Raw genomic sequence first — 21,914 nt, 5'->3', positions numbered from 1 at the left:
TCGGTTTATCCGTGTTTTGTTCGTCCGCTCTCGGATGATTCTATTATAAAATATTCCAAAAAAAAATCAAGTGCTTCCTCAATCTTTTATGCAATTTGTATGTTTGAACAAAAATACATACCCTAATTTGTGCATTAGTAAATGTCATTCTGCACTTTCTATTTTTTCTAGATTTTTTTACATGCCGCCCTGTGCAAAAACAGCGTAATTATACGCAGTCTGAAAGGTTACGGCGCTCCCACTTCACTTCCGATTTCTAGCCTTTTTTCATGTCAAAGTATAAAACTATTGACGGTCTTCGGCAAATATGTTATTCTAACATACATATGCTGAGAAGAGGTGATGGTAAGTGGACGAGCGGGAGAGTAATCTGTTCGACAGGTTTTATAAAAGCTGGCGCGGGATAGAGGTCGCGTATGAAAAGATTGCGTCAGACTGTGGCGTTACCACCAACGTCATGTATATTCTTACACTACTGTACAAAAATTGCGAACCGATGACACAAAACGAGCTGAGCAAGGAACTGCATTTATCCAAGCAGACTGTGACCAGTGTGGTGGATAGTCTGGAAAAACGCGGCTGGGTCACCCGTAGCATTGACCCCAACGACCGACGCAACCGAATCGTAACCCTCACGGAAAGCGGCCGAGAAACTGGGCGCCATATTGGCAGAACAATGCGTCGTGCCGAATTCTCTGCGTTCGAAATGCTTCCGGACGAGGAGAAGCTCAGTCTGGTCAACAGTATGGAAAAGCTGTGGGATGGGTTTGCACACCTTTGGGCATAGGATGCGGTATTCACGCCATTTTCTATCGGCACGATGAAGTGCCTGTTCATTATTTGCTCCTTATTGGAAGAGCAAGGATAAACAACTTTTACATCCAGTGGATCTTTTTTCCATTGGATGTTTTTCATTTTTATGCATTCGATGCTTATTCAGCAAAAGCCGGCTCATAGAGCTTGGGATGCATGGAAAATCCCCTTTCCGCATGACATCCTGAATTCCTTTATAAGTATAGCGCAGTCTTACTTCTGAGCGTTTTCTTTCTTCTCTAACTCGCTCAATCTTAGCAAAGTATCCTCTATTTCCGCCAGACACAGCTTATGTTTGAGCTGCTCAATTTCGATTTGCGCCCACTCCAGTTCAGTGCAGGGAAGTTGGTCTTTCTTGCGGCAACCGCGCCGATCCTCCAAGCCAGCTTCTCCATTTGCTCAAAGGAAAGCGTCCTACTACGCACCTGCTGGCAAATCACCCGGCACTTTAACGCCATCTCGCCGTAGTTCATCCCGCTTTTAATCCCGCATATCACAAAATTTACTGAAAATGGCTTGTCCCGTTGTTTTTTTGCCTCATTTTGTTCTTATAGGATCGCAGGTATAGAAACCCCACCATACGCAAAAGCATAGATTTTATGCGAGTCTGCGACCTGTTTGTACTTTCGGGATTGCAACAGAGGAGAAACCCATCCCTACTTCCGCAGTCACTGTTACAGATGAGACGCAGGTTCTTCCCAACCGTGCGCTCTATATATGGCACCATCAAGGCGATCGCCAAAGATACGGATGGATCTATCACTCGTCTGCACATGATCTCGGATCGCTATGGCGAGTTATCATGAATATCACGGAGCAAACCGCGTGGAACGCCAGAGGAAACCATACGTCTGGTGATCCCGCTAAGTTGCAGGAGGAGCAGAGCCTTTATGTGTTCACAGCGCCGTGGAGACCCGTTCTCTGTCGTCCCAATCTGCTGCCCGTGGTCTGGGATATCCCCATAGACACCGGTGCTGCCTAACTCCACAAGGCGGAGGACATTTCTTTAAGATTACTATCGATAATGGTGGGTCGCACACCTTAGCCGATAAGGACACTGCACTGTCTGTCCATGGATCGGATGAGACTATTGCGTTGGAGAATATTCAGGCAGGTGACCAGATGATAGCTTGGTATGAAGGCTATGCCGCCGCCTATCCTGCGCACCCCCACGGCGAACTGGTTCAGATGATATATGCGCAGGCTGGTAAGCCTGTTGTGAACTTTGCCATGGATTACGCTGATGTCATACCGGACGTGGCGTATGCTGATTCCATTCGCTGGTCCTCCAGCGAGAATCCGGTCAGCGGATACGAAAACGGCATGTTTGGCATACAGGACACTGTGACCAGAGAACAACTGGTGGCAATCCTCTGGCGCTATGCCGACACCTCTATACTGGCGGATTATCCCGACCTGAGTTAGCCCATTGACGCGGACAAGATTTCCCGCTTCGCCCAGCCCGCGGTTGCTTGGGCTCATCAGAAGGAGGATATCACAGCCGTGGATGATGTCCTAGTGTCTCAGGATAGCGTTATCCACGACTTGGCCGAAACCGTTCTGACCGCTCTTGCCCAACAGTGGTCCAACCCTTTTTCACTCAGCTTATAAATCATCAAACAGGCATCTATGCACTACCACGTCTGAATGCCTGTTTGTAATGATATTCATGGGAAAGCGGCTCTACTCTGTGAGTTTATTTAAAAACGCGCTCAGTCTATACTCATCCAAGAGCGCCATAGAATACCAAATGGGATAGAAAGCGAAATCCATCCTATCATATGCCCAGACTACTATCCGACTATCGGAAAACCAAGATATGCAGACTGTCTGGTAAACTTCAAGACGGAAAAGTCCTCTTACAAGACCCAGCACAGCATTGAAAACAGGTGATTGTTGAAAGCCACCATGAGCCGATTATCAACAAGGAAACACGGAAACGGGTGCAAAAACTTCGCAATCAGCGAAACGCCCCAACTGCTATGATGAAGTGGTGCTGCTCTCTGGGATTTTGTTTTGCGCCGACCGCGGTCATGGGATGTATCAGCAGAGATACCAGACGGGCAAGCGGCAGCAGGATTGCTACACCTGCGAGAGTTACAAGAATCAGACAGGGGACTACACCGCCCATTTTATCCGTACCGACCTATTGACCGCGGGCATCCTCTCCAATCTCCGGCAAGTAACGGAATATACCGCCAAGCACAAGAGCTGTTTTGTGAAGCTACTTTATCCAGCAGAACGAAATCGGCAGCAAGAGAAAGGCCACAGCCGCCACCAAGCAGCTTGAACCGGCGTAGGAACACACGTTTACATACCTTCCCATAGAAGCAGGGCTTTCACTTCGGGCAGGAAGAAGATGTGCCCGGCAAGCTGGTAAAATTCCGCTTCCCCATGCCCCCCGACCTCTGGGACAATGCTCTCCACGGTGGCTCCTCTGGTAATAAGGCGATGGACGTGTTTCTGCCGCTCGCCTTTTTCATAATACTGCTTGCGCTGTTCCAGCCGCTTAGCCCGGTGCTGGTATTGCTGCAATTTGGCTTCATTTTCGGCGTACTCCCGCCTAAGCTCGTCTAACTCTTTGCCCATGGTGGTTGACCTCCTTTAGCTGAAAATGGGTAAAACAATGACCGTTCTCTGGGGCGTTCACGGTGAGCGGTTAGGGTGTCGGTTTTGGTTTTCAGACCCGCCGAACCGATGTAGCCGCGTAAGCGGGTGTATCGGTTCGGCGGGTCTGAAAACCAAAACCGACACCCTAACCGCTCACCGTGAACGCCCCAGAGAACGGTCATTGTTTTACCCATTTTCAGCTAAAGGAGGTCAACCACCATGGGCNATCGGTTCGGCGGGTGCGCAGGGTAAGCGGCGTAAGCCGCGCAAGGGGTGCAGCTCCTTGGACGGAGCGTAGCGACGCATAGGCGGCAGGGTTGTCTCCATCTGCAATCCACCGCTTTGCCTCGCAGAGCGCACTTCTATTCTGTACATGGCCGTTAGGCTATGTATAGAAGTGTGCCTTTCTTCCAGAGGGGCAGTTTATGGGCGGCGGCTCTGGAAGTGATTATGGCCGTTCACGGCCTTTGTCTTGCCCTTCAAAATGGCCGTTTCCGGCAAATACTTTTTCCATACGCTGACGGGTGCTGTCCTGATGGAACAGCAGCTTCAAGAATAAACTGACCTGTTCATCCGTGACAGCTTCCGTGTTGGGAATGTAGCTTTCCAGCATGGCGGCTCTGGTGCAAACCCGGTGCGTCCGTTCCTTCCGGGTGAACTTCTTTCTCTGGTGTTCCAGTATCTTTTCTTCGTGCTGCGCCCTCCGCAGCCTTGCTTCGGTTTTCTCTATCTCTTGATTGAGTTTTTCCAACTTTTCATTCATAGACGACTGTCCCCCTTGTTTGGGATAAGCACATATATCTCGTTGGGTTCTCCAAATCCCTGACGTACCCGCCGTATCAGTCCGGCCTCCTCCAATTCATTCAGGGAACGCTTCACGGTCATGGCGCTGCGGGCAAGTGCCGCCGCAGCTCCACAATGGGGAAATGGATAAATAAAATCCCGTTGGCATCCTCTATGCCGGATAAGAAAATCATATCCAACATCCGGGCGTACATGACTTTGGCGGTGCTGCTGATCGGGAGCTGCAGCATGGCTCTCAGCAGCAGCATACAGGGCAGCAGGGCAGTGTCTACGGTCATAAACTCAACTTCCATTCAATCGGTAGCCTCCTTTGCTTTTCGTTTTGGGCCGTTTGGAAAGATAATAGGGCAGTCCAAAATGACTGCCCTGAAACTCTGCTTACAAGCGCGTTGGCATTTCCGGCAAAGGTCGTTGTAGGCTCTGCGCTCCTGGTCATTGAGGAAGAAAGCAAGTTCCTTCTTCATCTTCTTTGACATTCTCGGCATAGTGCCTCCTTAATGAAAAATCCGCCCATTTCAGCCGCAATAGCTGGGTAGCAGATTCTATTATCGTGTTCCGTGGCGATTTTCGGGGTAAAACTGGCTTTTAAGCCGTCTGGAAATCCCCTGTAGTATTACGGGTAGGGCAGACTATGCTCTATCGGGTTGTTGTGTTTTGGTATCGATTCGATGTTCATTTTCGCCGTTTCTCCCTGATGTCGTTCCTGCCCCCCAGCTCTCATAACGGCGTTTCGCTTCCTTTGGTACGCTCGTTGCGATTAGGGGTTCCTCCATTTCCCCGCCGCAGGTCATGGCGCTACATCACCGGGTAGCCTATCCCATACAAGCCGGTCATTCGATTGGAATAATCCATCGATGAGCTACCTGTATCATAGAATATTTTTGTGACTTGTGCTGTATGTCCACAAAATAGGATTTCTGGAAGAAAAACAGAAATTTCCACGATTACGGAAAGTATGGTATAATCCAGTTAAGCAGTGGGAGAACAGCCGCCTGGAAGGCGTGCGTGTCCATGATAAGAGCGACTACCATACAGGAACGCCTTTGGGAGTTACGCAAGGTTAAAAGCTTAAAGTTGGAAGAACTGGTGGAGCAGACCGGCATTTCAATCTGCCCCCGCCAGCTATGAAGCCAATGACTACAAAGAAATCAACCACAGAAATCTTGTCACGCTGGCAGACTTCTACGGGGTATCTGTTGATTATCTGCTGTGCCGGCCGGAGAACAGGGAGCAGGCTAATATGCCTTTAATGGAATTGCACCTGACGGATGATATGGTGGCGCTGCTGAAAAGCGGACGTATCAACAATCAGCTTCTATGTGAGATTGCTACCAATGATAATTGAGCAGCTTATGATCGACACGGAGATTTACATAAACGGTCACGTCACCGCTACCTTCCGCACCCTTTATGAGTCTTTGAGAGAACAGCGACAACTTATTACCCGTAAATATAAGCAGGCGGAAAATGACTTCTATTCGCAGACGATTCTTGCCGCAGAAGTAAAGAAATAAAATTTCTTCTGCCATGTGACACACAAAACATGGGGCGCCATTCTCCACGACATACGGAAAGCCCATGAGCATGACATTGACACCACGCCGGATTATTCCGCTGCAAAGAAAGTGGCTTTGGAAATCCGTAAAACTATCCAATCCTCTGGGGATTATCTCGAAAAGGTGTGGGCGGTCATTTTCAATATGCACGGACTTGACTTTTACCAACTGCCACCGGATGAACAGAAGATGCTGTAAAAATCTCCCAATACCCCAAACAGCCCCTTCAATTTCCGGCGCAAGAAGAAATGAAAAGCAGCTGTCTACGGATTTCGCGTCCGTTGGCGGCTGCCGTTTTATCTGTATTCAATTTTTATATTAGTGGTATTATTACCATACTTTTTCTGCAATCCGCTTTATAAGGGCTAATTTTTCCCACTGTTCTTCATCTGTTAATTTGTTTCCAATTTCGCAGGAAGCAAAACCACATTGCGGACTTAAACATGGATTTTCGATGGTAATAAACTGAGTTGCCTCGTGAATACGGGCAATAATGGCTTTTTCATCTTAAAGGTCAGGTGATTTAGATTTTATCAATAGTAAGCTTTATCCATGCTCCTGATTTGGTCCCGCACCTCATCTTCCGATATGCCGTCGCATTTGACCACACGCTAAACACGGAAGCCTGCAGCGCGGCCTACAATCACACGGCTTCCCTGGCTGGTAATATGCAGTACAGCTTCCTGCTGTGCCCTGAATGTCATACGCTCTACTGAAATGCTGCAGTTTCCCATCTCCAGGTTAGGCTGTCCCAAGCATAGAGAGTGCAGCAGGCTGTACGGATGTTTTTCATCCATATCCTGAAGGAAGTTAAGAGCCAATCCGCTCTCTTTTGCGACCACAACCAACAGTTTTTTATCATAATAAGGAATACGCAGCTTTTGCGCAATTTTCTTTTCGATCTCACGGCCTCGGCTTCCGAACCACCATCCGACTGTGATAATTATTTTTTCCATAACGTCGCTCTTAAAAGTCTGACTATGTACTTTTTAAGTAGTAATAGAAGAAATCATGCAAAATGTCAAACCCAATAAAAGATGGCTTTTTCAAGATAAAATATATAAGGATTCGCTAACATATCAAATGATATTGCACAATAAAATTTATATATGGTTATCTTGACAACACTTATTTTTACGCATTATAATTAGTCTTGATTTAGACTAATTGAAAGAGGGCAGAGTATGGAAAAGCTCTATCAGCTCAGCGATAGCTATAATGCGATATGGCTTGAAACAAGTCAGTTATATGAAGCATGGGCACGACAGCGGGGAATATCGTTTTATGAGTTGTTGGTGATTCTTTCTATCACTGAGGCGGATGGCAAGGTGCTTCAAAAAGATATATGCCAACGATTTACGATTCCAAAACAAACGGTGAATACTGTTATTAAAACGCTGATACGCAAAGGATGGCTGGAGCTGGAGGTTTCCGAGCAGGATCGCAGAAGCCGGAATCTCTGTCTGACGGCTGAAGGCAGGGAAAACACCGCGCAGATCGTACAGGAACTCCAGAACCATGAAGCTCAGGTTTGGCTCCAGTTAGGGCTGGATCGGGCGGAACATCTGATTGAATACACCGCCCTATACAACCGGTATTTCAGAGAGGTCAGTGACAAAAATGCACGTTCGTAAGGAATTTTTCCGATATGTAATCCCTGCTATGCTAGCATTTGCGCTATCCGGCATCTATGCGATTGCCGATGGCTTTTTTGTTGGAAATGCGCTGGGAGATGGCGCTCTGGCTGCTGTCAACATGGCTTTTCCATTGACGGCTCTCCTTCAAGCAATAGGAACTGGCATCGGCATGGGCGGCGCGATTGAGTACGCAATTAACGCTGGGAACAGAAATGAGAGCAGGGGCAGGCAGTACATGGGTATGGCCATCGTCCTGCTGAGCGGATTCAGTATTCTCTTTACTATCCTGTTTCTGTTTGCCGGCCTGAATATCCTGGGACTGTTCGGTGCGTCGGGCGAGATACTGGACTATAGCAGCGAATATTTGCGCTTTGTCAGCTATGGTGCAGTATTTCAAATTGCTGGCACCGGTCTGGTTCCTTTTATCAGAAATATGGGTGGAGCTGTCATGGCTATGGCGGCCATGGTAACCGGCTTTGTCACGAATATTGTTCTGGACTATCTCTTTGTATGGGTGTTCCCTTGGGGAATGATGGGAGCGGCCATCGCCACAGCCATCGGTCAGGCAATGACCTTCTTGGTGTGTCTTGTATTTTTTATCTTCAAAAAAAGCGCCCCATCCTTCCGGTTCGATGGAGATGGGAAATCTCTTGCAGTCCGCATCTTGAGCGTAGGACTTTCCCCCTTTGGGTTGACCTACTCGCCCAATATTACGCTGATCCTGCTTAATAAGAGCGCTGTAATCTTTGGCGGAAATATTGCCGTGACCTGTTATGCACCCATCAGTTATATTTCTTCGGTGGTCATGCTGCTGATGCAGGGCGTCAGCGATGGGAGCCAGCCGCTGATCAGCCTAGCTTATGGCGAGGGGAAACACCGTATTACAAAAGCAGTGCGAAACCTAGCGTATCGGTTTGCTTTTGGGGTTGCGGCAACCTGTTCGGTTATCCTTTTCCTACTGCGGAGCGGCGCCGCATATTTATTTGGCGCTTCTGAGCAAATAGCAGCACTCGTTGCTCAAATCTTACCGATTTTTATTATTGGCTTCATCTTTGTTAGTGTATCCAGAGTAACCACTGCTTATTTTTACGCAACGGGAAGAAATCTATGGGCCTATATCTTGATTTATGGAGAGCCGCTGACGCTTTGTATTTCACTTTTAATCCTTCCCAATGCCATGGGAAACGTAAACGGGACCTGGATTTCGGTTCCTTTATCTCAAATTGTCGCGATGCTACTCAGCTTGCTTTTGATTCAAAGAAACAGAGCGCGGGAAAAACAGCAACAGCTTATGAAACAGAATCAGGCAGCAAATGGAGACAGAGCATCTGACATATCAGATGAAGAGAAAGACGGATAGGAAGCAATGGCTTCTTATCCGCCTTTTTCTGCTATTATTTCGCAGCGTTATTGGGAAACTTTCCAGCCGACAGCTTCCTGCCTAGCCGTTACAAAATCGGCGTACAGGCTTTTCCGCCATAGCAGCGGAGACGATCCGGTCATGGGTTTCTGTCTTATCCTTTGGCATGCTTTCCTTCTTGTTGAAGAGTTTCTCCGGGTGCATCAGCCCCGCGTGCTCTATTGCTATGTGATTCTCAGCGCACGTCACCGGTGGAAGCGCAAGTCATCCTGAGCCTGTTTCAAATACCTCGTACTCCCGTACTTTGGAAGGACTCCCCTGGCGGGGCACCGTCCGCCTAGCTGAGCTGACCCAGCTGGATACCACCATCTCTTTTCGTATTCACATGTTCTGAAAGCAGGACCATCTCTGAAGGGGGACGCGGTGTGTTGCTTGGTTCCGTCTCCACCGGCTTACGAGAGCCAACCCTGTTTTTTCCAACGCCGGAACTCCCGCAGTACCAACACCAGGGAGAGGAGAAAGGAAACCACGTCGGCAACGGGGGCTGCCAGAAGCGCCCCATTGAAGCCAAAGGTCTGGGACAGCAGCAGTGTCAGGGGAATCAGCACCACAGCCTGCCGGATTGAGGGAATGGCCAGAGCCTGCACGGGCTTCCCAATCCCCTGGAAAAAGGAGGCGGTAGCCATGTGAATCCCATAGAGGAAAAAGGCCAGCATGTAAACTCGGAAGATGTGCTGGCAGGCATCTAGGTACACTGGGTCCCCTGAGACAAACAATGTGCCAATGGCCCGGGGGAAGAGCTGATAGACCGCAAACCAGCCCACGGACACCACCAGCGCAATGGTGGCCGCCATACGGTAGGTAGCTCGCACCCGGTCATACCGTTTGGCGCCGAAATTGTAGCCGTTGATGGGCTGGGTGGCTGAGGACACCCCCACGAGCATGGCGTGGGCAATCTGGTACACCTTCATCACCATGCCATAAACCGAAAGCGCCACATCCCCGCCATAGGCCGTCTGGGCCCCATACCGGGTCATCAGGTTGTTCATGGTCACCTGGACGGCAGCGGTCATAATCTGCGTGAGGAAACTGGGGATGCCCAGCTTAAAAATCCGGCCCGTGAGGGCCGCCGTGGGACGCAGCCAGGCCCGGCGAATCCGCACCGACTGAAGCCGCCGCAGATAGACTAGGCACAGACCGCCAGCCGCCACCTGTCCAATGACGGTGGCAATGGCGGCCCCCACCACCCCCATGTGCAGACCGAAAATGAAAACAGGGTCCAGCACCGTGTTGATCACCGCCCCTAAAATCATGCACTTCATGGTGTATTTGGGGTTGCCGTCCGCCCGAATGATGGCCGTGAGAGCAGAGCTGAAGAGCAGGAAGGGCAGCCCCCAGACGATGATCTGGGTATAATCCAGAGACGCCTGAAAGGCCGTCTCCGTGGCCCCGAACAACAGGACAATCTGCTGGGCAAACAGGCTTCCCCCCACCGCCAGAAAAACCCCCGCGGCCACCAGCAGGGTCACGGTATGGCTGGCGGTCCGGTCCGCCTCCTCTTGCTGCCGGCGGCCCAGGCAGAGGCTCATATTCGCCGCGCAGCCGTCCCCGATCATCAGTGCCAAGGCAATGGTGACAATGGTCAGGGGAAAGGCCACGTTGGTGGCGGCCATCCCCATGACCCCCACCCCCTGGCCGACAAAGATCTGATCCACAATGTTGTACAAGTAGTTGACCATCAGGGTCAGGGCTGTGGGGATCGAGTACCGACGTATCAGACGGCCGATGGGTTCGGTCTCTAGGGGATTCTGTTTCCGTTGGGGTTGTTCCATAGCTCCCGCTCCTTTCTTCCACGGCAGGGCAGACGGGTAGCAAAAAGCACCCGGATACGCCCCTAATCTCAGGGCCGCCGGATGCCATCCCAAACTCACGTTCCAGACAACAAGGGGATGGGAGGCCGCCGGTGACACGCCGCAACCTCTTTCTTCTCCCATCCAGACCAACTGTTGGCTTCGGACTTTCACCGAATCAGCGCATGGCTCGCGGGCTTTGACCGCCAGTAGAGAATACCTCGTTTCCGAAGAAAACATTTCTTTTGCTTTAGGATAGCACACCTTCCCCACCTGTGTCAATGGAAATTTTCCTAAATAAGGGTAAAAACATTTCATCTTTCCAAAGCAGGTAAGCCGTGCTATATTAAAGGAGAAATCAGGTCAGAGTAATTCGTGTCAGAGTAACCCGCCCAGGAGGCAGTCTGCCTGTCTGGACCGCACACCAGCTCCGTACTTGATTCATCACCTGACTTAGACCATGCAGAATCCACTATCGGATACTGTATGGTCTTTTTTTGCGTCAAAACCGAGAATGGAGGAAAAAGACTATGAGCGAACAGAACAACAGCATGAACGGAATGGATCCTGGGACCGGAAATAGCCTGGAGGAGCTTTTCGGTTCCGCACTCCCGCCGTTAGACCTTGGGGATCAGATACCCGCATCAGCGCAGACGATGCAGCCCCAGCCAGTGCCGGTTGAAAGCCAGCCGGCCGCAGCTCCGGAAGCGCAGCCGCAGCCCATTCCCCAGCAGGTGGAGCAGGCCCAGCCGCAGATGCAGCCACCCCAGGCTGTGCCGAACCGCGCAGGGCAGCCCAGTATGCAGCAAACGCCGCAGACAGGCCCCGTTCCTGCACCGCAGGCGGTACAACAGACAGCAGGCCCCGTAACGCAGGCAGCCCCCACTGCACCAGTACAGCAGCCTGCAGCAGCGCCCACCCCGCAGCCCGCGGCCGGCCAGGTCATAGACCTGTTTGGCGCGGTCGCGGAGGACGGTGTGGAGGCGCGCCTCGCACGGCTGGCCAACGCCGCCCCTGTATTCGAGTACGGCTCTATCCGGGAGGATATCACAGACCCCGCCATGACCTTTGAACAGCTCCGCGTCAAAATGTCCGCGGACTGCCCTGAGCTCGAAGCACGCAGCCATGTGTCCTGGACTGTGGGCTACGCCGGTATCACGGAGCGGGTATCCAGCGCGGACGCGAGTATCTTCGAGACAAAGGCCAAAATCGAAAAGGGCAGGAAATTTAAGGACGCACTGAAAAAGCTGAAGGAAAAGGACAGGGATCCGGTATGTACCGTCAAGCCTACGGTCACGGCCCAGAAAAAGGGCGTGCTGCGCTTCCCAGGCTACAAGGGGCTGTTCTGCAGCACAGAACAGGCGGAGCAGTCGGATAAGGCTATCGCATACATCCCCGCACAGGACGGCAGGGTATACGAAATGCGCCGCAACGGGATCGGCACATTTATCGCGCCGTCCCAGCATATTGCGGAGCTGGAGGGCGTCCGGTCAGGCTTCCATATGAGCCTGCCCCGACTCCCAGCGGCTCTGCTCGCGCAGATCATCGCATTTTTCCGGCGCGTGTGCGTGGACTGCGGCAGGGATGTAGAGGCGCTGGTCAACGTACTGTGGGACCGGCAGGGACGCCAATACGTCCTGCACGTCCCGCCGCAGCGCATTGATAAGGCCAGCGTGGAGACAGACCTCTCGCAGCAGCCGGACCCGGAGCGGTACCTGCACGTCATGGACGTGCACTCGCATAACACGATGGCCGCCCGTTTTTCCCGTACAGACGATGCAGACGAACAGGCCACGCGCCTGTACATGGTCATCGGCCGCCTGGACCGGTATTATCCGGACATCCGCTGCCGCTTTGCGTGCGGCGGCCGCCATGTTGAGGTACCGGCGGAGCAGGTCTGCGAGCGGACAGACGTCCCTTTCGCCCCTGAGTGGCTGAAAGCCGTTCAAGAAACCGGCCTGAAGGAGGCGGCGTGATGCGCTTCCCTGTCTCCTGCCCCATCCATATTGTGATGCTCGGCTGCGGCGGCACGGGCGGGCATATCGCCCCGCACCTGTACCGCCTGCTGTATTCGGTGTTCCGCCCTTCCACGGCCATCCTCTGTGATGGGGATCTGGTGGAAAAGCGTAACCTTGTCCGGCAGAACTTCGTATCCCGCGACCTCGGCCGCAATAAGGCTGAAGTGCTCGCGGAGCGGTATTCGGCAGCATTCGGGATGGGATGCCGGTATGTGCCGCGCTACATCGAAAGTGAAGAGGGACTCCGGCAGCTGCTTTATCCTGATTATGCAGACGCGCTCGTTATCCTGCTCGGCTGCGTGGACAACAACCGCAGCCGGAGGATGTGCAACGAGGTGTTTTACCAGACGAAAAATCTGGTCTACATCGATTCTGGCAACGGGTTGGCGAACGGGCAGGTCGTGTGCGGCGTCCGCAAGGGCGGGCGCACACTGCGCCGGCCGGTGGCGGGCTTCTATCCGGATATCCTGGACCCAACGGACAAATTCCCCAGTGAGCTGCCCTGCGCGGAGGCTTCCGTCTCCTCGCCGCAGGCCATGACGGCCAACCTCATGGCGGCCACGCTTACACTGTGCATGCTGTATAACATCATCGCGGGCGGCGAGCTTACCACCCGCATGACTACCTTCTCCAGCAAGACAGTGAACGTCCGGCCGCTGCTCCCGAAACGGAGGGCGGCATGATGGAGCAGCCCCCCTACGCCTGCGGCCGTCTGGGCGAGCTTGCGCAGGATATCCGCTGGCGCGCCGATCAGCTCCCCGCCCTGCGGGAGGCCGGCGGCACGGCGGAACTGCGGCAGATCGCCCAGCAGATACAGAAGCTGGCGTCTGCCCTCCATGAAGCAGCGCTCCTGCTCGAAGAGCTGGACCTGCCCAGGGTCCCTGCCTATACGGCGCAGCTCAGCGCGGCGGTATCCGGTTTCCATATCCAGACGCCGGATTACAGCAAGCTGCTAAAAGCGTTTTCGGACTGGCTGGCTTACATCAAGCCGGTGCTGCCGGATGCGGGGACAAAGACCGTGTCCACATCCGTGATCGGACGGCAGATGAACAGCGTCCGCCTCGGGTACTATCCCACAGACCCGGCGCATGTCGCGTATATCCGCCGCGCTTTGGTGTTCCCAGAAGGCAAAACGGTGAATCTGCTGGACCCCTGCTGCGGGGAAGGCAAGGCCCTCCATCAGCTTGGGGACGGCGGGAACGCCGTGACCTATGGTGCGGAGCTGGATGACAGCCGCGCGGAGGCGGCGCAGGAACAGCTGGACCACGTCGCGATGGGCAGCTACTATTTCTCCCGCATCTCGCGCAGCGCGTTCCATCTGCTGTTCCTCAACCCGCCGTACCTGCAGGTGTACGGCGGCGCGCGGAGCGAGAAACGCTTCCTCGGCGAGGGCTATGACCACCTGATGCTGGGCGGGGTGCTGGCCTACATCATCCCCTATTACCGTCTCACCGAGGACGTGTGCCGTTTTCTTGCCGCCCACTTTAACAGTTTGATGGCGTACCGCTTCTGTGAAGAGGAGTTCCGGAAGTTCCGGCAGATCGCGGTGCTGGGCGTGCGCAAGCCGCGCGCGGAAAACCCGCGGATGGCAAGGCTGCTGGAGCTGGCGTCGCTGTCTCCGGATAAGCTGCCTACGCTGGACCAGATCCCGCTGGGCAGTTATCCGCTGCCGGATGCAGAGAAGGCTGTTCCCCTGTTCCAGGGCGCTCGGTTCAACGTGCGCGAGCTCGCAGACCAGATGCGCCGCATGGGCAGTATGCTGCCGAGGCAGTCTACGCTGGACGGGCGTGAAAAGCGCCCGCCCCTGCCGCTCACCATCGGCCAGATCGGCCTGGTAGGCGGTTCCGGCCTCATTAACGGGCTGATCGAGTGCGACGCGCCGCATGTCCTGAAAGGCCGCGTCGTAAAGGCAGTCCGCCGGCGCACCGGCGAGCAGTACGACGAGACAGACGGTACGACTACCACAGAGATCATCGAGACGACGAGCAATAAGATGGTGTTCAATGTGCTTACGCCACAAGGCGTGAAGCTGCTGGCATGAAAGAAGGATTGAAAATGAAAACAGAAAATGAGCATGTGATCCATGAAGTACCTTTCCCCGCCGGTCAGATCGTTGTGACACGGCGCATTGCAGGGGAACTGAACAGCCTGGTCATCGGCCATCTGTTCAGCCGCCACCTGCACTGTGACTGGGGCGAACTGTGCGAAGAGGACTGGAAGATGAATGACGCCGCTGTGCGGAATGGCGAACGCCTGCTCTCCTCGTATCAGGCAGCAGGACAGAAGGTGTTCATCATCACCGAGTGGGACCGCTCCGTGACCACCATCCTGTTTGCGGACGAATATTAATGAGAAAGATTAACTATTAGATGTCAACCCTCAAAAGGATGGTGGAGGTAGAAAAACAGATGGTTCTCGAAAGGGTATAGCAAAGCAGAGGTTCGCAAGAACCCCGGCACAGGCTAACAAGGTGGATTTATGCTGCTAAACTACAATAAGGCTGTCGTGACTTCTCCATAGCGAAAATCAATCGTACAAGTTTCTTGGCAGCATGGGAAAGTGCGACATTATAGTGTTTTCCCTCCGCTCTCTTCTTAGCGAGATAAACGGCAAAGTTCGGATCCCAGAGACAGACGTACCTGGTTGCGTTGAAAAGAGCGTAGCGCAGGTATCTGGAGCCGCGTTTCTCCATGTGAGGATAGCAGTTCTTGAGTTGTCCGGACTGGTAAATAGAAGGAGACATTCCAGCGTAGGCTAACAGCTTGTCTGGGGAGTCAAAGCGAGTAAGGTCGCCTATCTCGGCCAGGATCATAGCGGCCATGCGGAAGCCCACCCCTGGGATGGTGGTAATGGGAGAATCGATTTCTTCCATCAAAGACTGAATCTGCGCCTCAATTTCAGCGATCTCGGTGTTCAGTTCACGAATAAGCCGAATGGTGTGCTGTAACTCAAGGGACTTGGCAGGCATTCGAGAGCCAATGGAGTCTCTGGCCGCATCTCGGATTTTCAGCGCCATATCCCGTTTGTAGTGGCCTTTGGAGGCGGTTTCAAGAAGTGATTCCAGTCTGGTCAAATGGGCTGCGGCGACTTGTTTGACGCCTGGAAACTCCTCAAGAAGTGCATAAACAGAGGTCATATGAAGTGTGGGAACCAGCTTTTCCAGTTCGGGAAACAGGATGCAGACCAACCGGGAAATAGAGGTTTTCAGTTTCGCCCGTTCTTTCACCTTGTCAAAACGGTATCTGGTCAGTGACTTTAGCTCCTCGTTGTGGTATGCTATATTCGTGTAGGGTTTGAGGCCCGCATCGGATAACAGCATAGTCGCAATCGTTCGTGCATCCACCCTGTCAGTTTTGGTCTTTCTAAGGCTGAGGCTCTTTCGGTAAAGGTTTGTGCGCAAGGGGTTCAGGACATAGGTGGCCAGACCATTGTCAAGAAGAAACCCAAGCAGGTTGTAGCTGTAATGTCCGGTCGCCTCAAGCCCTACCTTTATTTTGTCCATCTGTTCAGTACAATTTTGGATCCTCTGCAGCAGACAGGTGAACCCATCCATCGTGTTGGGTATGGTAAATACGTCTGCCAGAACTTCACCTTCTGAGCTGAGAATGAAGCAGTCATGCTTATCCTTCGAGACATCAATACCAATAGAAACTACCATAGCAAAAACCTCCGGCGGTTAGAATTATGATGCTGCATCCACAGCGCACCTTACTTTTGTAGCCTTGTTCTACATCAACCGTCTGGCGGTATTTAACTGATTAACAAAAGTGTAAGGGGCTGTGGTTGGAACCTTTCTTAAACCATCTTGTGGTAGGACAAGTTCACCAATCCACAGCATCCCTTACAGTGTAGCACAGCCCTTGGAGAGGGGCTCTAATAACTACTACTCTATAATACAAGGACAGGAAGATGCTGAAATTGAACATGACGGATTTTATCCGCAGTCTGGACGGCCTGCCGGAGAGCAATGAGAACGAACCGCTGTTCGGCACAGGGTATCTTACGGAACACATCGCCCTGCCGTTCCTGTTTGGGAAGGATATTTCCCTGTATGAAATAGACTGGGGTGCTTTCCAGCCGGAGGACGCCCGCGACATGTATTACCGCTGCGAAGAGGCGGACCAGCTCGAAACACCGATCCTCATGCTGTACGCGCCCGCCGTATCGGCGCGGCCGGCGGCAGACCATTCCGTCCGATTTGTATGAGGGGGGCGGCTATGCGGAGCTATGAAGATTTGCAGTATGCCTTCCAGCAGCTCGAGCTTGCAGCCCTGTACTGGGAAGCCGGCAAGCTGGACGAATTCATCCGGAACACTGGAAATGCGCTCTGGGGCGATGAGGACTTCCTCTATACCTACTGGTCCGAACTGCTCGATGCGCTGGCGGACTTCGTTGATATCCGCGAAGACGAGGATATGATGACCTGCCGGATGTACTTTTCGGACGCCGTGATACAGGGCTATTTCCGCTTTGCGCAAAGGCACGCGGAACAAGCCGGTATCCCGCTCAAGCAGGACGTTTACTATCTGGACGCGCTCTCGTATTTCAATAACACCATGCTGGATTACTGCCCGTACAGATGCTGGTTCCGTCTGGTAACACAGACACACCATGAATACGGGTTTGGCTTATCTGTCTGGATATATGAGGAACAGTTTACGGACTGGGAACCCCTGCTGGCCGGACTGCTGGATGTGATGACGTATTTCCGCTCCAGCATGGAGATATTGGCCTCGGACAATAAGACTGGGCAGGTCATAAGCTTTTCGCATCCCGCGCAGGCAAAGGAGGCGGCATGATGGCTGGAAGCATCCGCAAGGCTGTGCTGCATCTGGACCCGCTGAAAAGCGTGGTAAAAACCGAGTTGGTCCGCGAAGACGGCACGCATGAGGTCAAGCACATCCCTGGTGGCGCATTGGCAAACGAGTTCAAAACGCATATCCGGATGGCCCCTGTGCGGAGCGGCCTGCTCCCGCCGGGCGTCGCCTCGCTCACCGCGTATCCGGACGGCTGGGACGTGACGCTCCAAAACGTCACGGACCGCTGCACGGTCTGGTACCACAAGACCGTGTATCCGGATTTCCCGCTGCCTCGCCTTTTGCTGCGGTGCAGAATGAAAGGCGGGATGCTGAACGGTTTCCAGATGGCGGTCTGTGATGCGGGCAGCCTTTCCCCTGAGACAAAGCTGTACCGCTTCCCGTTCCCAAACGTCAACGGTTTTTCGCTCTGCGTGGGGACCAACCAGTTTACCGGCTACGATACGCTGTGGAAGCTGCGCGGGCTCATGCACCGCGTACTCTCCCTGCCCTTTGGGGACGATTATTATAAGCCGGACTGCACAAGGCTCGGCCTGTCCGCGCGGGAGCTGTTCGAGCACCTGAAGGACAAGGATCCCGCGTACTATTACAGCGACGTGCTGATCCCGAACGGGAAAACACTTACGGATTTCATCAGGGGAGGTGTATGACGAATGACCGGAGCAGAACTGTACAAGCGGCTCAGCGAGCCGTTTGCGGCCGCGGACGTAGAGTGGCGCGTGACCAAAACGCGAAACTCGAACAGCGAAGGGCTGGCCGTGGCATTCATAGACAGCCGCGCGATCCAGAACCGGCTGGACGATGTGGTTGGGCCGTTTTTCTGGCGCACGAGGTTCATCCCGTGGCACCAGTACATCCCCAAGCCCGGCAAGTATGATGACCCGAACGAAGCGCAGAAAGCCCCTGTCTCCTCCCAGCTCTGCGGGCTCTCCATCTATCATGAAGAGCGCAAGGAATGGGTAGAAAAGGTGGACGGCGCGGAGAACACGGACATCGAGGCCATCAAGGGCGGTATCTCGGACAGCTTTAAGCGCGCGGCGGTACTCTGGAGCGTTGGACGGTATTTATATGAGATCCCAGCCAAATGGACGTCCCTGGACAGGTACAGGCAGATCGCCCATCCGGCGGAGCTGGATTCGTATTATGCGGAGCAGCTGCAAAAGCTGGGGCTGGCCTCGGCGCAGCCGCCCAACACAGGCAATGCGCCGGCGGGCGTCTATGCGGTACGCGGCCTGCAGCCCGCGCCGTTGCAGGGCTACCCTGCCGCGGCGTGGGTCGATCTGGTGACGCCGGATAACAGGGCGTTCAAGGTATTCAGCCTTGGGGCAAAGCCCGGGCTGGCAAACGGCGTGCGGATACAGGGCGCTAAGATCGTGCGGCGCAGCGGCGCCGGCGGGACGTACTATGAGTTGCAGGACTACCAGCCTGCCGCGTGAAATGGAGGATGCTATGGAACAGGATAAACGCATATACTATGCTTATCTGGACGAACTGCGGGACAGCGGGCTTATTAACATGTTCGGAGCCGCCAAGTTCCTCGAACGCGAATTCCCTGAGCTTGGACACAGGGAGGCTGTTTCCGTCCTGCATGGCTGGATGGAAAGCCATGCGCAAAGGAGTGCATGCTGATGGCGCAGATCGCTTCTCTGCAGATCGTGCAGCTGACTGTTACCGGTTTTAGCTGCTTTGCAGACGAACACAGCTGGACGTTCGGCCGCAGGACGGCCGTCACGGGCCACAACTACCAGGGAAAGTCCACGGTCGCGGACGCGATCGCCTATGCGCTCACCGGCGCGCCGTACTTCGGCGGCCGCGATCTGGACCGGCTGCAGAACGGGGCGTCTGCGAACATGCGCGCGGAGATCGCCGTGCGCACGGAGGACGGCCAGACGCATGTGATCCGCCGCGGGCGGCACGAGGGGAAGACCTTCGTATCACTGGACGGCGTCCTGATGACACTGGAACGCTTCGCGGAGCGGTTCGGCAGCCGCGACCTCATCCTCTCCCTGCTCAATCCCCTGTACTTTGCAGAGGTCCTCGGCGGGGACGGGCGGAAGCTGATCGAGCAGTACCTGCCCGCTGTGCCGCACGAAGCGGTGATGGAAAAGCTGAGCGAACACATGCGCGGCGTCCTCGGGGACGACCGGCTGGAAATGCCGGAGGTCTACCTGAAAGAGAAGCGCAGCGAGCTGAAGGAGCTGGAAAAGGACCGGCTGGTACTGGACGGCCAGATGCAGCAGACGGACAGCCAGCGTGCAAGGCTGCAAAAGGAGCTGGACGAAAAGAAAGCCCTGCTCGCCCACACGGCCGCGGCGCTCGCGCCTTTGGCCCGCAAGCAGGAAGCCTGCAACACTTCGGCGATCCAAACGCAGATCGCAGAGCTGAACGCCCAGTATGACACGGTTTCGGAGGACCACGCCGAACACGAGCGCGTTCGGCTGCAGGCAGAGCTGGACGCCGCGCAGCAGCGGCAGTACGAATCTGCCGGCGCGGCACAGCTGCAGCAGATGCAAAACCAGCTTCAGCTTCTGTACAGCAAATACGATGATGAAGTCGGCCGCTTACGGTATTTGCAGCAGCAGGGCGTCTGTCCGACCTGCCTGCGCCGCTTGGACGGCGCCGCATTTCCTGAAGTGCAGGCGGCCTTTACCCAGCGGCTGCAGAAGATCCAGACGGACGGCACTGCCCTGCGGCAGCAGAGTGAAGCGCTCGCCGCGCAGGAAACGCAAAGCCGTCTGCAGTTTGAAGCGCAGAAAGCCGCCGAAATCTCCCGTCTTGCCACGGCGCTCCAGACACTGCCCACAGGCGTCGCCGCGCAGCAGCGGGACAGCATTAAGGCAAAAATCAAGGAACTGTCCGCAGCCCTTTTGTTGGGTGGCTTGACGGCCGAAGAGGCGCAACAATACCAGGCCCTGTTCCATGAGCAAGGCAAACTGGAGAGCGAAATGGAGCAGATCCAGAAGCTGCTGAGCAGCCTGCCCAGGGGGCAGAAAGAGGCTTTGGACAAGCTGGATGAAGAAATTCGTGCAATAAACGACAAGATCACGGCGGCGAAAGCCTACCAGTCCGAACGGGCGGCGCGGCTGTTTGCCCCTGTGAAAATGCGCAGGGCCGGCCTCAAGCTGTATGAGCCGATGAAGGAAAGCGGCGAGCTGCGGGACGTGTTCAAGCTGACCTGGGATGGCCGCGACTATGTCCGGCTCTCCCTTTCCGAACGCGTCCGCTGCGGGCTGGAGGTGGTAGAGCTGTTATCCAGGTTATCCGGCAAAAGCTATCCGCTGTTCGTGGACAACACGGAGAGCCTGTGCGACCTCGGCGCCGCGCAGCACGGCGGGCAGATGATACTGGCCCGCGTCGTACCGCGGCAGACACTCCAGGTGAAAGCGCTGGACGAGCCGCAGCGGAAGGCTGGGTGACGGGATGGGCTATAAGACCTTCCCCATCCTGCCCACGGCAAGGAAGAGCGGCCTGCCGGTGGAGGACAGCGGGCAGCGGCAGGTGCATATCAACTGCCCGTTCTGCGGGGACCGCAGACGGCGGCTGTACCTGTACACGGACACGGACCAGTACCACTGCTTCCACTGCGGGGCGCACGGAAATGCCGTTTCCCTGTACGCAAGGCGCACCGGGCTTTCTTACCGCAACGCCTACCACGAGCTGCTGGGGGACAGCGTGATCCACTTCCCCCGTCCGGCCGTGCAGCGCCCGCCCGAACGCGAACCCGCGCCGCTTGACCGGCGGGACGCGGTGTACCGCGCCATGCTGGGGCTGCTGCCCCTGTCCGCGGCGCATAGAGATAACCTGCTCGCCCGCGGCCTGACCGACGCTGCCATCTGGCAGAACGGCTACCGCACGCTGGGAAGCGGGAAGGAGCTGCGCGACCAGATCGCCGCGCAGCTTTCCGCCCGCTTTGACCTGAACGGTATCCCCGGCTTTTTCTACAAACTGGGCGCGTGGCGGACGTGCGCATACAGCGGCCTGCTGGTCCCAGTGCGCGCGGCGGACGGACGTATACAGGGCGTCCAGATCCGGCGCGACAACGCGGAACGCATGAAATACGCATGGATGTCCAGCGCGGGCAAGCCGTATGGGACAGGCGCAAGAAGCTGGGTGCATGTCGCCGGTGACCGCAGCCGGAAGGAAGCGGTGATCACAGAAGGCCCGATAAAGGGCGATGTGTCCAGCTTCCTGACTGGCGGGACGCTTTTCGTCTGCGTCCCGGGCGTGAATGCAGTCTCGTTCCTGGCGGATACGCTGAAGGAGCTCCGCGTCTCACAGGCATGGGAGGCGTTCGACATGGATAAACGCTGCAACCCTCAGGTACAGGCGGCTGTCTCCCGCCTACGGCTGGAAATGAAAAAAGCCGGCGTCCCCTGCCGCACGATGGCATGGGATCCGGTCTGCAAGGGCATAGACGATTTTCTGGCGTTGAAACGAAGTGCATAAGGA

23 protein-coding genes, 3 pseudogenes and 1 riboswitch are annotated in these 21,914 nt (G+C 54.7%); of the genes and pseudogenes, 17 read left to right on the top strand and 9 right to left on the bottom strand.

Annotated features, from left to right (window positions below; genetic code table 11):
* Positions 1-349 precede the first annotated feature (349 nt).
* The gene (locus tag OCV66_RS10245; protein WP_054327868.1) at positions 350-787 is read left to right on the top strand and encodes a MarR family winged helix-turn-helix transcriptional regulator; all 438 of its coding nucleotides are present in this window, start codon (positions 350-352) and stop codon (positions 785-787) included.
* Between the two features lie 239 nt (positions 788-1,026).
* Here OCV66_RS10245 and OCV66_RS10240 read toward each other — a convergent pair whose 3' ends face one another.
* Positions 1,027-1,194, bottom strand: a complete 168-nt coding sequence (locus OCV66_RS10240) for a hypothetical protein (protein WP_153802394.1) — start codon at positions 1,192-1,194, stop codon at positions 1,027-1,029.
* Positions 1,195-1,908: 714 nt separating this feature from the next.
* Between OCV66_RS10240 and OCV66_RS10235 the strand changes: the two genes are divergently transcribed.
* Together OCV66_RS10235 and OCV66_RS10230 are read left to right on the top strand one after the other, a co-directional pair.
* On the top strand, positions 1,909-2,238 hold the full coding sequence (locus OCV66_RS10235) for an S-layer homology domain-containing protein (protein ID WP_147574254.1): 330 nt from the start codon (positions 1,909-1,911) through the stop codon (positions 2,236-2,238).
* Between the two features lie 393 nt (positions 2,239-2,631).
* Positions 2,632-3,110: pseudogene (locus OCV66_RS10230) on the top strand (recombinase zinc beta ribbon domain-containing protein); the annotation flags it as partial.
* Between the two features lie 13 nt (positions 3,111-3,123).
* Here the strand turns inward: OCV66_RS10230 and OCV66_RS10225 are convergent.
* The 5 genes and pseudogenes from OCV66_RS10225 to OCV66_RS10210 all read right to left on the bottom strand — a co-directional run bounded on the left by OCV66_RS10225 (position 3,124) and on the right by OCV66_RS10210 (position 4,712).
* Positions 3,124-3,402 (bottom strand): DUF3847 domain-containing protein, encoded by a 279-nt coding sequence (locus tag OCV66_RS10225; protein WP_054327864.1) that lies wholly within the window; start codon positions 3,400-3,402, stop codon positions 3,124-3,126.
* A gap of 469 nt (positions 3,403-3,871) precedes the next feature.
* Positions 3,872-4,186: a DUF3847 domain-containing protein gene (locus OCV66_RS10220; protein ID WP_054327863.1), complete on the bottom strand. Its 315-nt coding sequence runs from the start codon at positions 4,184-4,186 to the stop codon at positions 3,872-3,874.
* A complete protein-coding gene (locus tag OCV66_RS15725) occupies positions 4,183-4,308 on the bottom strand; it encodes a hypothetical protein (RefSeq protein WP_442908787.1) in 126 nt (41 codons plus the stop codon). Before OCV66_RS15725 ends, OCV66_RS10220 begins: the two co-directional genes overlap by 4 nt.
* The gene (locus OCV66_RS15720; protein WP_442908786.1) at positions 4,305-4,520 is read right to left on the bottom strand and encodes a hypothetical protein; all 216 of its coding nucleotides are present in this window, start codon (positions 4,518-4,520) and stop codon (positions 4,305-4,307) included. The genes OCV66_RS15725 and OCV66_RS15720 overlap by 4 nt, the downstream gene beginning before the upstream one ends.
* Positions 4,510-4,712 (bottom strand): annotated as a pseudogene (locus OCV66_RS10210) (hypothetical protein). The gene OCV66_RS15720 and the pseudogene OCV66_RS10210 overlap by 11 nt, the downstream one beginning before the upstream one ends.
* 526 nt (positions 4,713-5,238) lie before the next feature.
* Between OCV66_RS10210 and OCV66_RS15715 the strand changes: the two are divergent.
* Positions 5,239-5,610: pseudogene (locus tag OCV66_RS15715) on the top strand (helix-turn-helix domain-containing protein); the annotation flags it as partial.
* 784 nt (positions 5,611-6,394) lie between these two features.
* Here the strand turns inward: OCV66_RS15715 and OCV66_RS10195 are convergent.
* Positions 6,395-6,739, bottom strand: a complete 345-nt coding sequence (locus tag OCV66_RS10195) for a cytidylate kinase-like family protein (protein WP_054327861.1) — start codon at positions 6,737-6,739, stop codon at positions 6,395-6,397.
* Between the two features lie 228 nt (positions 6,740-6,967).
* Between OCV66_RS10195 and OCV66_RS10190 the strand changes: the two genes are divergently transcribed.
* Entirely contained in the window at positions 6,968-7,417 is a 450-nt protein-coding gene (locus OCV66_RS10190; RefSeq protein WP_054327860.1) for a MarR family winged helix-turn-helix transcriptional regulator, read from the top strand.
* Positions 7,404-8,780, top strand: coding sequence for an MATE family efflux transporter (locus OCV66_RS10185; protein WP_147574253.1), 1,377 nt, complete (start codon positions 7,404-7,406; stop codon positions 8,778-8,780). The genes OCV66_RS10190 and OCV66_RS10185 overlap by 14 nt, the downstream gene beginning before the upstream one ends.
* Positions 8,781-9,232: 452 nt before the next feature.
* Here OCV66_RS10185 and OCV66_RS10180 read toward each other — a convergent pair whose 3' ends face one another.
* On the bottom strand, positions 9,233-10,612 hold the full coding sequence (locus tag OCV66_RS10180; RefSeq protein ID WP_147574252.1) for an MATE family efflux transporter: 1,380 nt from the start codon (positions 10,610-10,612) through the stop codon (positions 9,233-9,235).
* A 146-nt stretch (positions 10,613-10,758) separates the two neighbouring features.
* Positions 10,759-10,869, bottom strand: a riboswitch (FMN riboswitch).
* Between the two features lie 291 nt (positions 10,870-11,160).
* On the opposite strand from OCV66_RS10180, the gene OCV66_RS10175 reads away from it, so the two are divergent.
* From OCV66_RS10175 to OCV66_RS10160, 4 genes are read left to right on the top strand one after another with little or no spacing between them, the layout of a single operon-like run.
* A complete protein-coding gene (locus OCV66_RS10175) occupies positions 11,161-12,606 on the top strand; it encodes a Mov34/MPN/PAD-1 family protein (protein ID WP_147574251.1) in 1,446 nt (481 codons plus the stop codon).
* Positions 12,606-13,331, top strand: coding sequence for a ThiF family adenylyltransferase (locus tag OCV66_RS10170; protein ID WP_147574250.1), 726 nt, complete (start codon positions 12,606-12,608; stop codon positions 13,329-13,331). Before OCV66_RS10175 ends, OCV66_RS10170 begins: the two co-directional genes overlap by 1 nt.
* Positions 13,328-14,689 carry a DUF6094 domain-containing protein gene (locus OCV66_RS10165; protein ID WP_147574249.1) on the top strand — a complete coding sequence of 454 codons (1,362 nt, stop codon included), beginning with the start codon at positions 13,328-13,330 and terminating at the stop codon, positions 14,687-14,689. The genes OCV66_RS10170 and OCV66_RS10165 overlap by 4 nt, the downstream gene beginning before the upstream one ends.
* Positions 14,690-14,703: 14 nt before the next feature.
* The gene (locus OCV66_RS10160; protein WP_147574248.1) at positions 14,704-14,997 is read left to right on the top strand and encodes a hypothetical protein; all 294 of its coding nucleotides are present in this window, start codon (positions 14,704-14,706) and stop codon (positions 14,995-14,997) included.
* 127 nt (positions 14,998-15,124) lie between these two features.
* Here OCV66_RS10160 and OCV66_RS10155 read toward each other — a convergent pair whose 3' ends face one another.
* Complete coding sequence (locus tag OCV66_RS10155; RefSeq protein ID WP_147574247.1) at positions 15,125-16,306, bottom strand: IS110 family RNA-guided transposase; 1,182 nt, start codon at positions 16,304-16,306, stop codon at positions 15,125-15,127.
* 251 nt (positions 16,307-16,557) lie between these two features.
* On the opposite strand from OCV66_RS10155, the gene OCV66_RS10150 reads away from it, so the two are divergent.
* From OCV66_RS10150 to OCV66_RS10120, 7 genes are read left to right on the top strand one after another with little or no spacing between them, the layout of a single operon-like run.
* Positions 16,558-16,854, top strand: coding sequence for a hypothetical protein (locus tag OCV66_RS10150; RefSeq protein WP_147574246.1), 297 nt, complete (start codon positions 16,558-16,560; stop codon positions 16,852-16,854).
* A gap of 11 nt (positions 16,855-16,865) precedes the next feature.
* A complete protein-coding gene (locus tag OCV66_RS10145; RefSeq protein WP_147574245.1) occupies positions 16,866-17,447 on the top strand; it encodes a hypothetical protein in 582 nt (193 codons plus the stop codon).
* On the top strand, positions 17,444-18,115 hold the full coding sequence (locus OCV66_RS10140) for a hypothetical protein (RefSeq protein ID WP_147574244.1): 672 nt from the start codon (positions 17,444-17,446) through the stop codon (positions 18,113-18,115). Before OCV66_RS10145 ends, OCV66_RS10140 begins: the two co-directional genes overlap by 4 nt.
* Positions 18,116-18,118: 3 nt before the next feature.
* The gene (locus OCV66_RS10135) at positions 18,119-18,901 is read left to right on the top strand and encodes a Rad52/Rad22 family DNA repair protein (protein ID WP_147574243.1); all 783 of its coding nucleotides are present in this window, start codon (positions 18,119-18,121) and stop codon (positions 18,899-18,901) included.
* 13 nt (positions 18,902-18,914) lie between these two features.
* Entirely contained in the window at positions 18,915-19,094 is a 180-nt protein-coding gene (locus tag OCV66_RS10130) for a hypothetical protein (RefSeq protein ID WP_262564404.1), read from the top strand.
* Positions 19,094-20,881 carry an AAA family ATPase gene (locus OCV66_RS10125; RefSeq protein WP_147574241.1) on the top strand — a complete coding sequence of 596 codons (1,788 nt, stop codon included), beginning with the start codon at positions 19,094-19,096 and terminating at the stop codon, positions 20,879-20,881. Before OCV66_RS10130 ends, OCV66_RS10125 begins: the two co-directional genes overlap by 1 nt.
* 4 nt (positions 20,882-20,885) lie before the next feature.
* Entirely contained in the window at positions 20,886-21,911 is a 1,026-nt protein-coding gene (locus tag OCV66_RS10120) for a CHC2 zinc finger domain-containing protein (protein WP_147574240.1), read from the top strand.
* The last annotated feature ends 3 nt before the right edge of the window (positions 21,912-21,914 follow it).

It is taken from the genome of Agathobaculum ammoniilyticum (genome assembly GCF_025567315.1).
GTDB classification, from domain to species: domain Bacteria; phylum Bacillota; class Clostridia; order Oscillospirales; family Butyricicoccaceae; genus Agathobaculum; species Agathobaculum ammoniilyticum.
Note: the sequence above shows the minus strand (reverse complement) of the source record. Positions and strands in the feature narration are given on the sequence as shown.

Bases quoted from the DNA above. Each gene is read 5' to 3' on its own strand.
- OCV66_RS10155 (WP_147574247.1), bottom strand. From the start codon at position 16,306: ATGGTAGTTTCTATTGGTATTGATGTCTCGAAGGATAAGCATGACTGC.
- OCV66_RS10125 (WP_147574241.1), top strand. From the start codon at position 19,094: ATGGCGCAGATCGCTTCTCTGCAGATCGTGCAGCTGACTGTTACCGGT.
- OCV66_RS15720 (WP_442908786.1), bottom strand. From the start codon at position 4,520: ATGGAAGTTGAGTTTATGACCGTAGACACTGCCCTGCTGCCCTGTATG.
- OCV66_RS10190 (WP_054327860.1), top strand. From the start codon at position 6,968: ATGGAAAAGCTCTATCAGCTCAGCGATAGCTATAATGCGATATGGCTT.
- OCV66_RS10150 (WP_147574246.1), top strand. From the start codon at position 16,558: ATGCTGAAATTGAACATGACGGATTTTATCCGCAGTCTGGACGGCCTG.
- OCV66_RS10135 (WP_147574243.1), top strand. From the start codon at position 18,119: ATGACCGGAGCAGAACTGTACAAGCGGCTCAGCGAGCCGTTTGCGGCC.
- OCV66_RS10130 (WP_262564404.1), top strand. From the start codon at position 18,915: ATGGAACAGGATAAACGCATATACTATGCTTATCTGGACGAACTGCGG.
- OCV66_RS10175 (WP_147574251.1), top strand. From the start codon at position 11,161: ATGAGCGAACAGAACAACAGCATGAACGGAATGGATCCTGGGACCGGA.
- OCV66_RS10170 (WP_147574250.1), top strand. From the start codon at position 12,606: ATGCGCTTCCCTGTCTCCTGCCCCATCCATATTGTGATGCTCGGCTGC.
- OCV66_RS10145 (WP_147574245.1), top strand. From the start codon at position 16,866: ATGCGGAGCTATGAAGATTTGCAGTATGCCTTCCAGCAGCTCGAGCTT.
- OCV66_RS10120 (WP_147574240.1), top strand. From the start codon at position 20,886: ATGGGCTATAAGACCTTCCCCATCCTGCCCACGGCAAGGAAGAGCGGC.
- OCV66_RS10225 (WP_054327864.1), bottom strand. From the start codon at position 3,402: ATGGGCAAAGAGTTAGACGAGCTTAGGCGGGAGTACGCCGAAAATGAA.
- OCV66_RS10165 (WP_147574249.1), top strand. From the start codon at position 13,328: ATGATGGAGCAGCCCCCCTACGCCTGCGGCCGTCTGGGCGAGCTTGCG.
- OCV66_RS10185 (WP_147574253.1), top strand. From the start codon at position 7,404: ATGCACGTTCGTAAGGAATTTTTCCGATATGTAATCCCTGCTATGCTA.
- OCV66_RS10195 (WP_054327861.1), bottom strand. From the start codon at position 6,739: ATGGAAAAAATAATTATCACAGTCGGATGGTGGTTCGGAAGCCGAGGC.
- OCV66_RS15725 (WP_442908787.1), bottom strand. From the start codon at position 4,308: ATGACCGTGAAGCGTTCCCTGAATGAATTGGAGGAGGCCGGACTGATA.
- OCV66_RS10180 (WP_147574252.1), bottom strand. From the start codon at position 10,612: ATGGAACAACCCCAACGGAAACAGAATCCCCTAGAGACCGAACCCATC.
- OCV66_RS10140 (WP_147574244.1), top strand. From the start codon at position 17,444: ATGATGGCTGGAAGCATCCGCAAGGCTGTGCTGCATCTGGACCCGCTG.
- OCV66_RS10160 (WP_147574248.1), top strand. From the start codon at position 14,704: ATGAAAACAGAAAATGAGCATGTGATCCATGAAGTACCTTTCCCCGCC.
- OCV66_RS10220 (WP_054327863.1), bottom strand. From the start codon at position 4,186: ATGAATGAAAAGTTGGAAAAACTCAATCAAGAGATAGAGAAAACCGAA.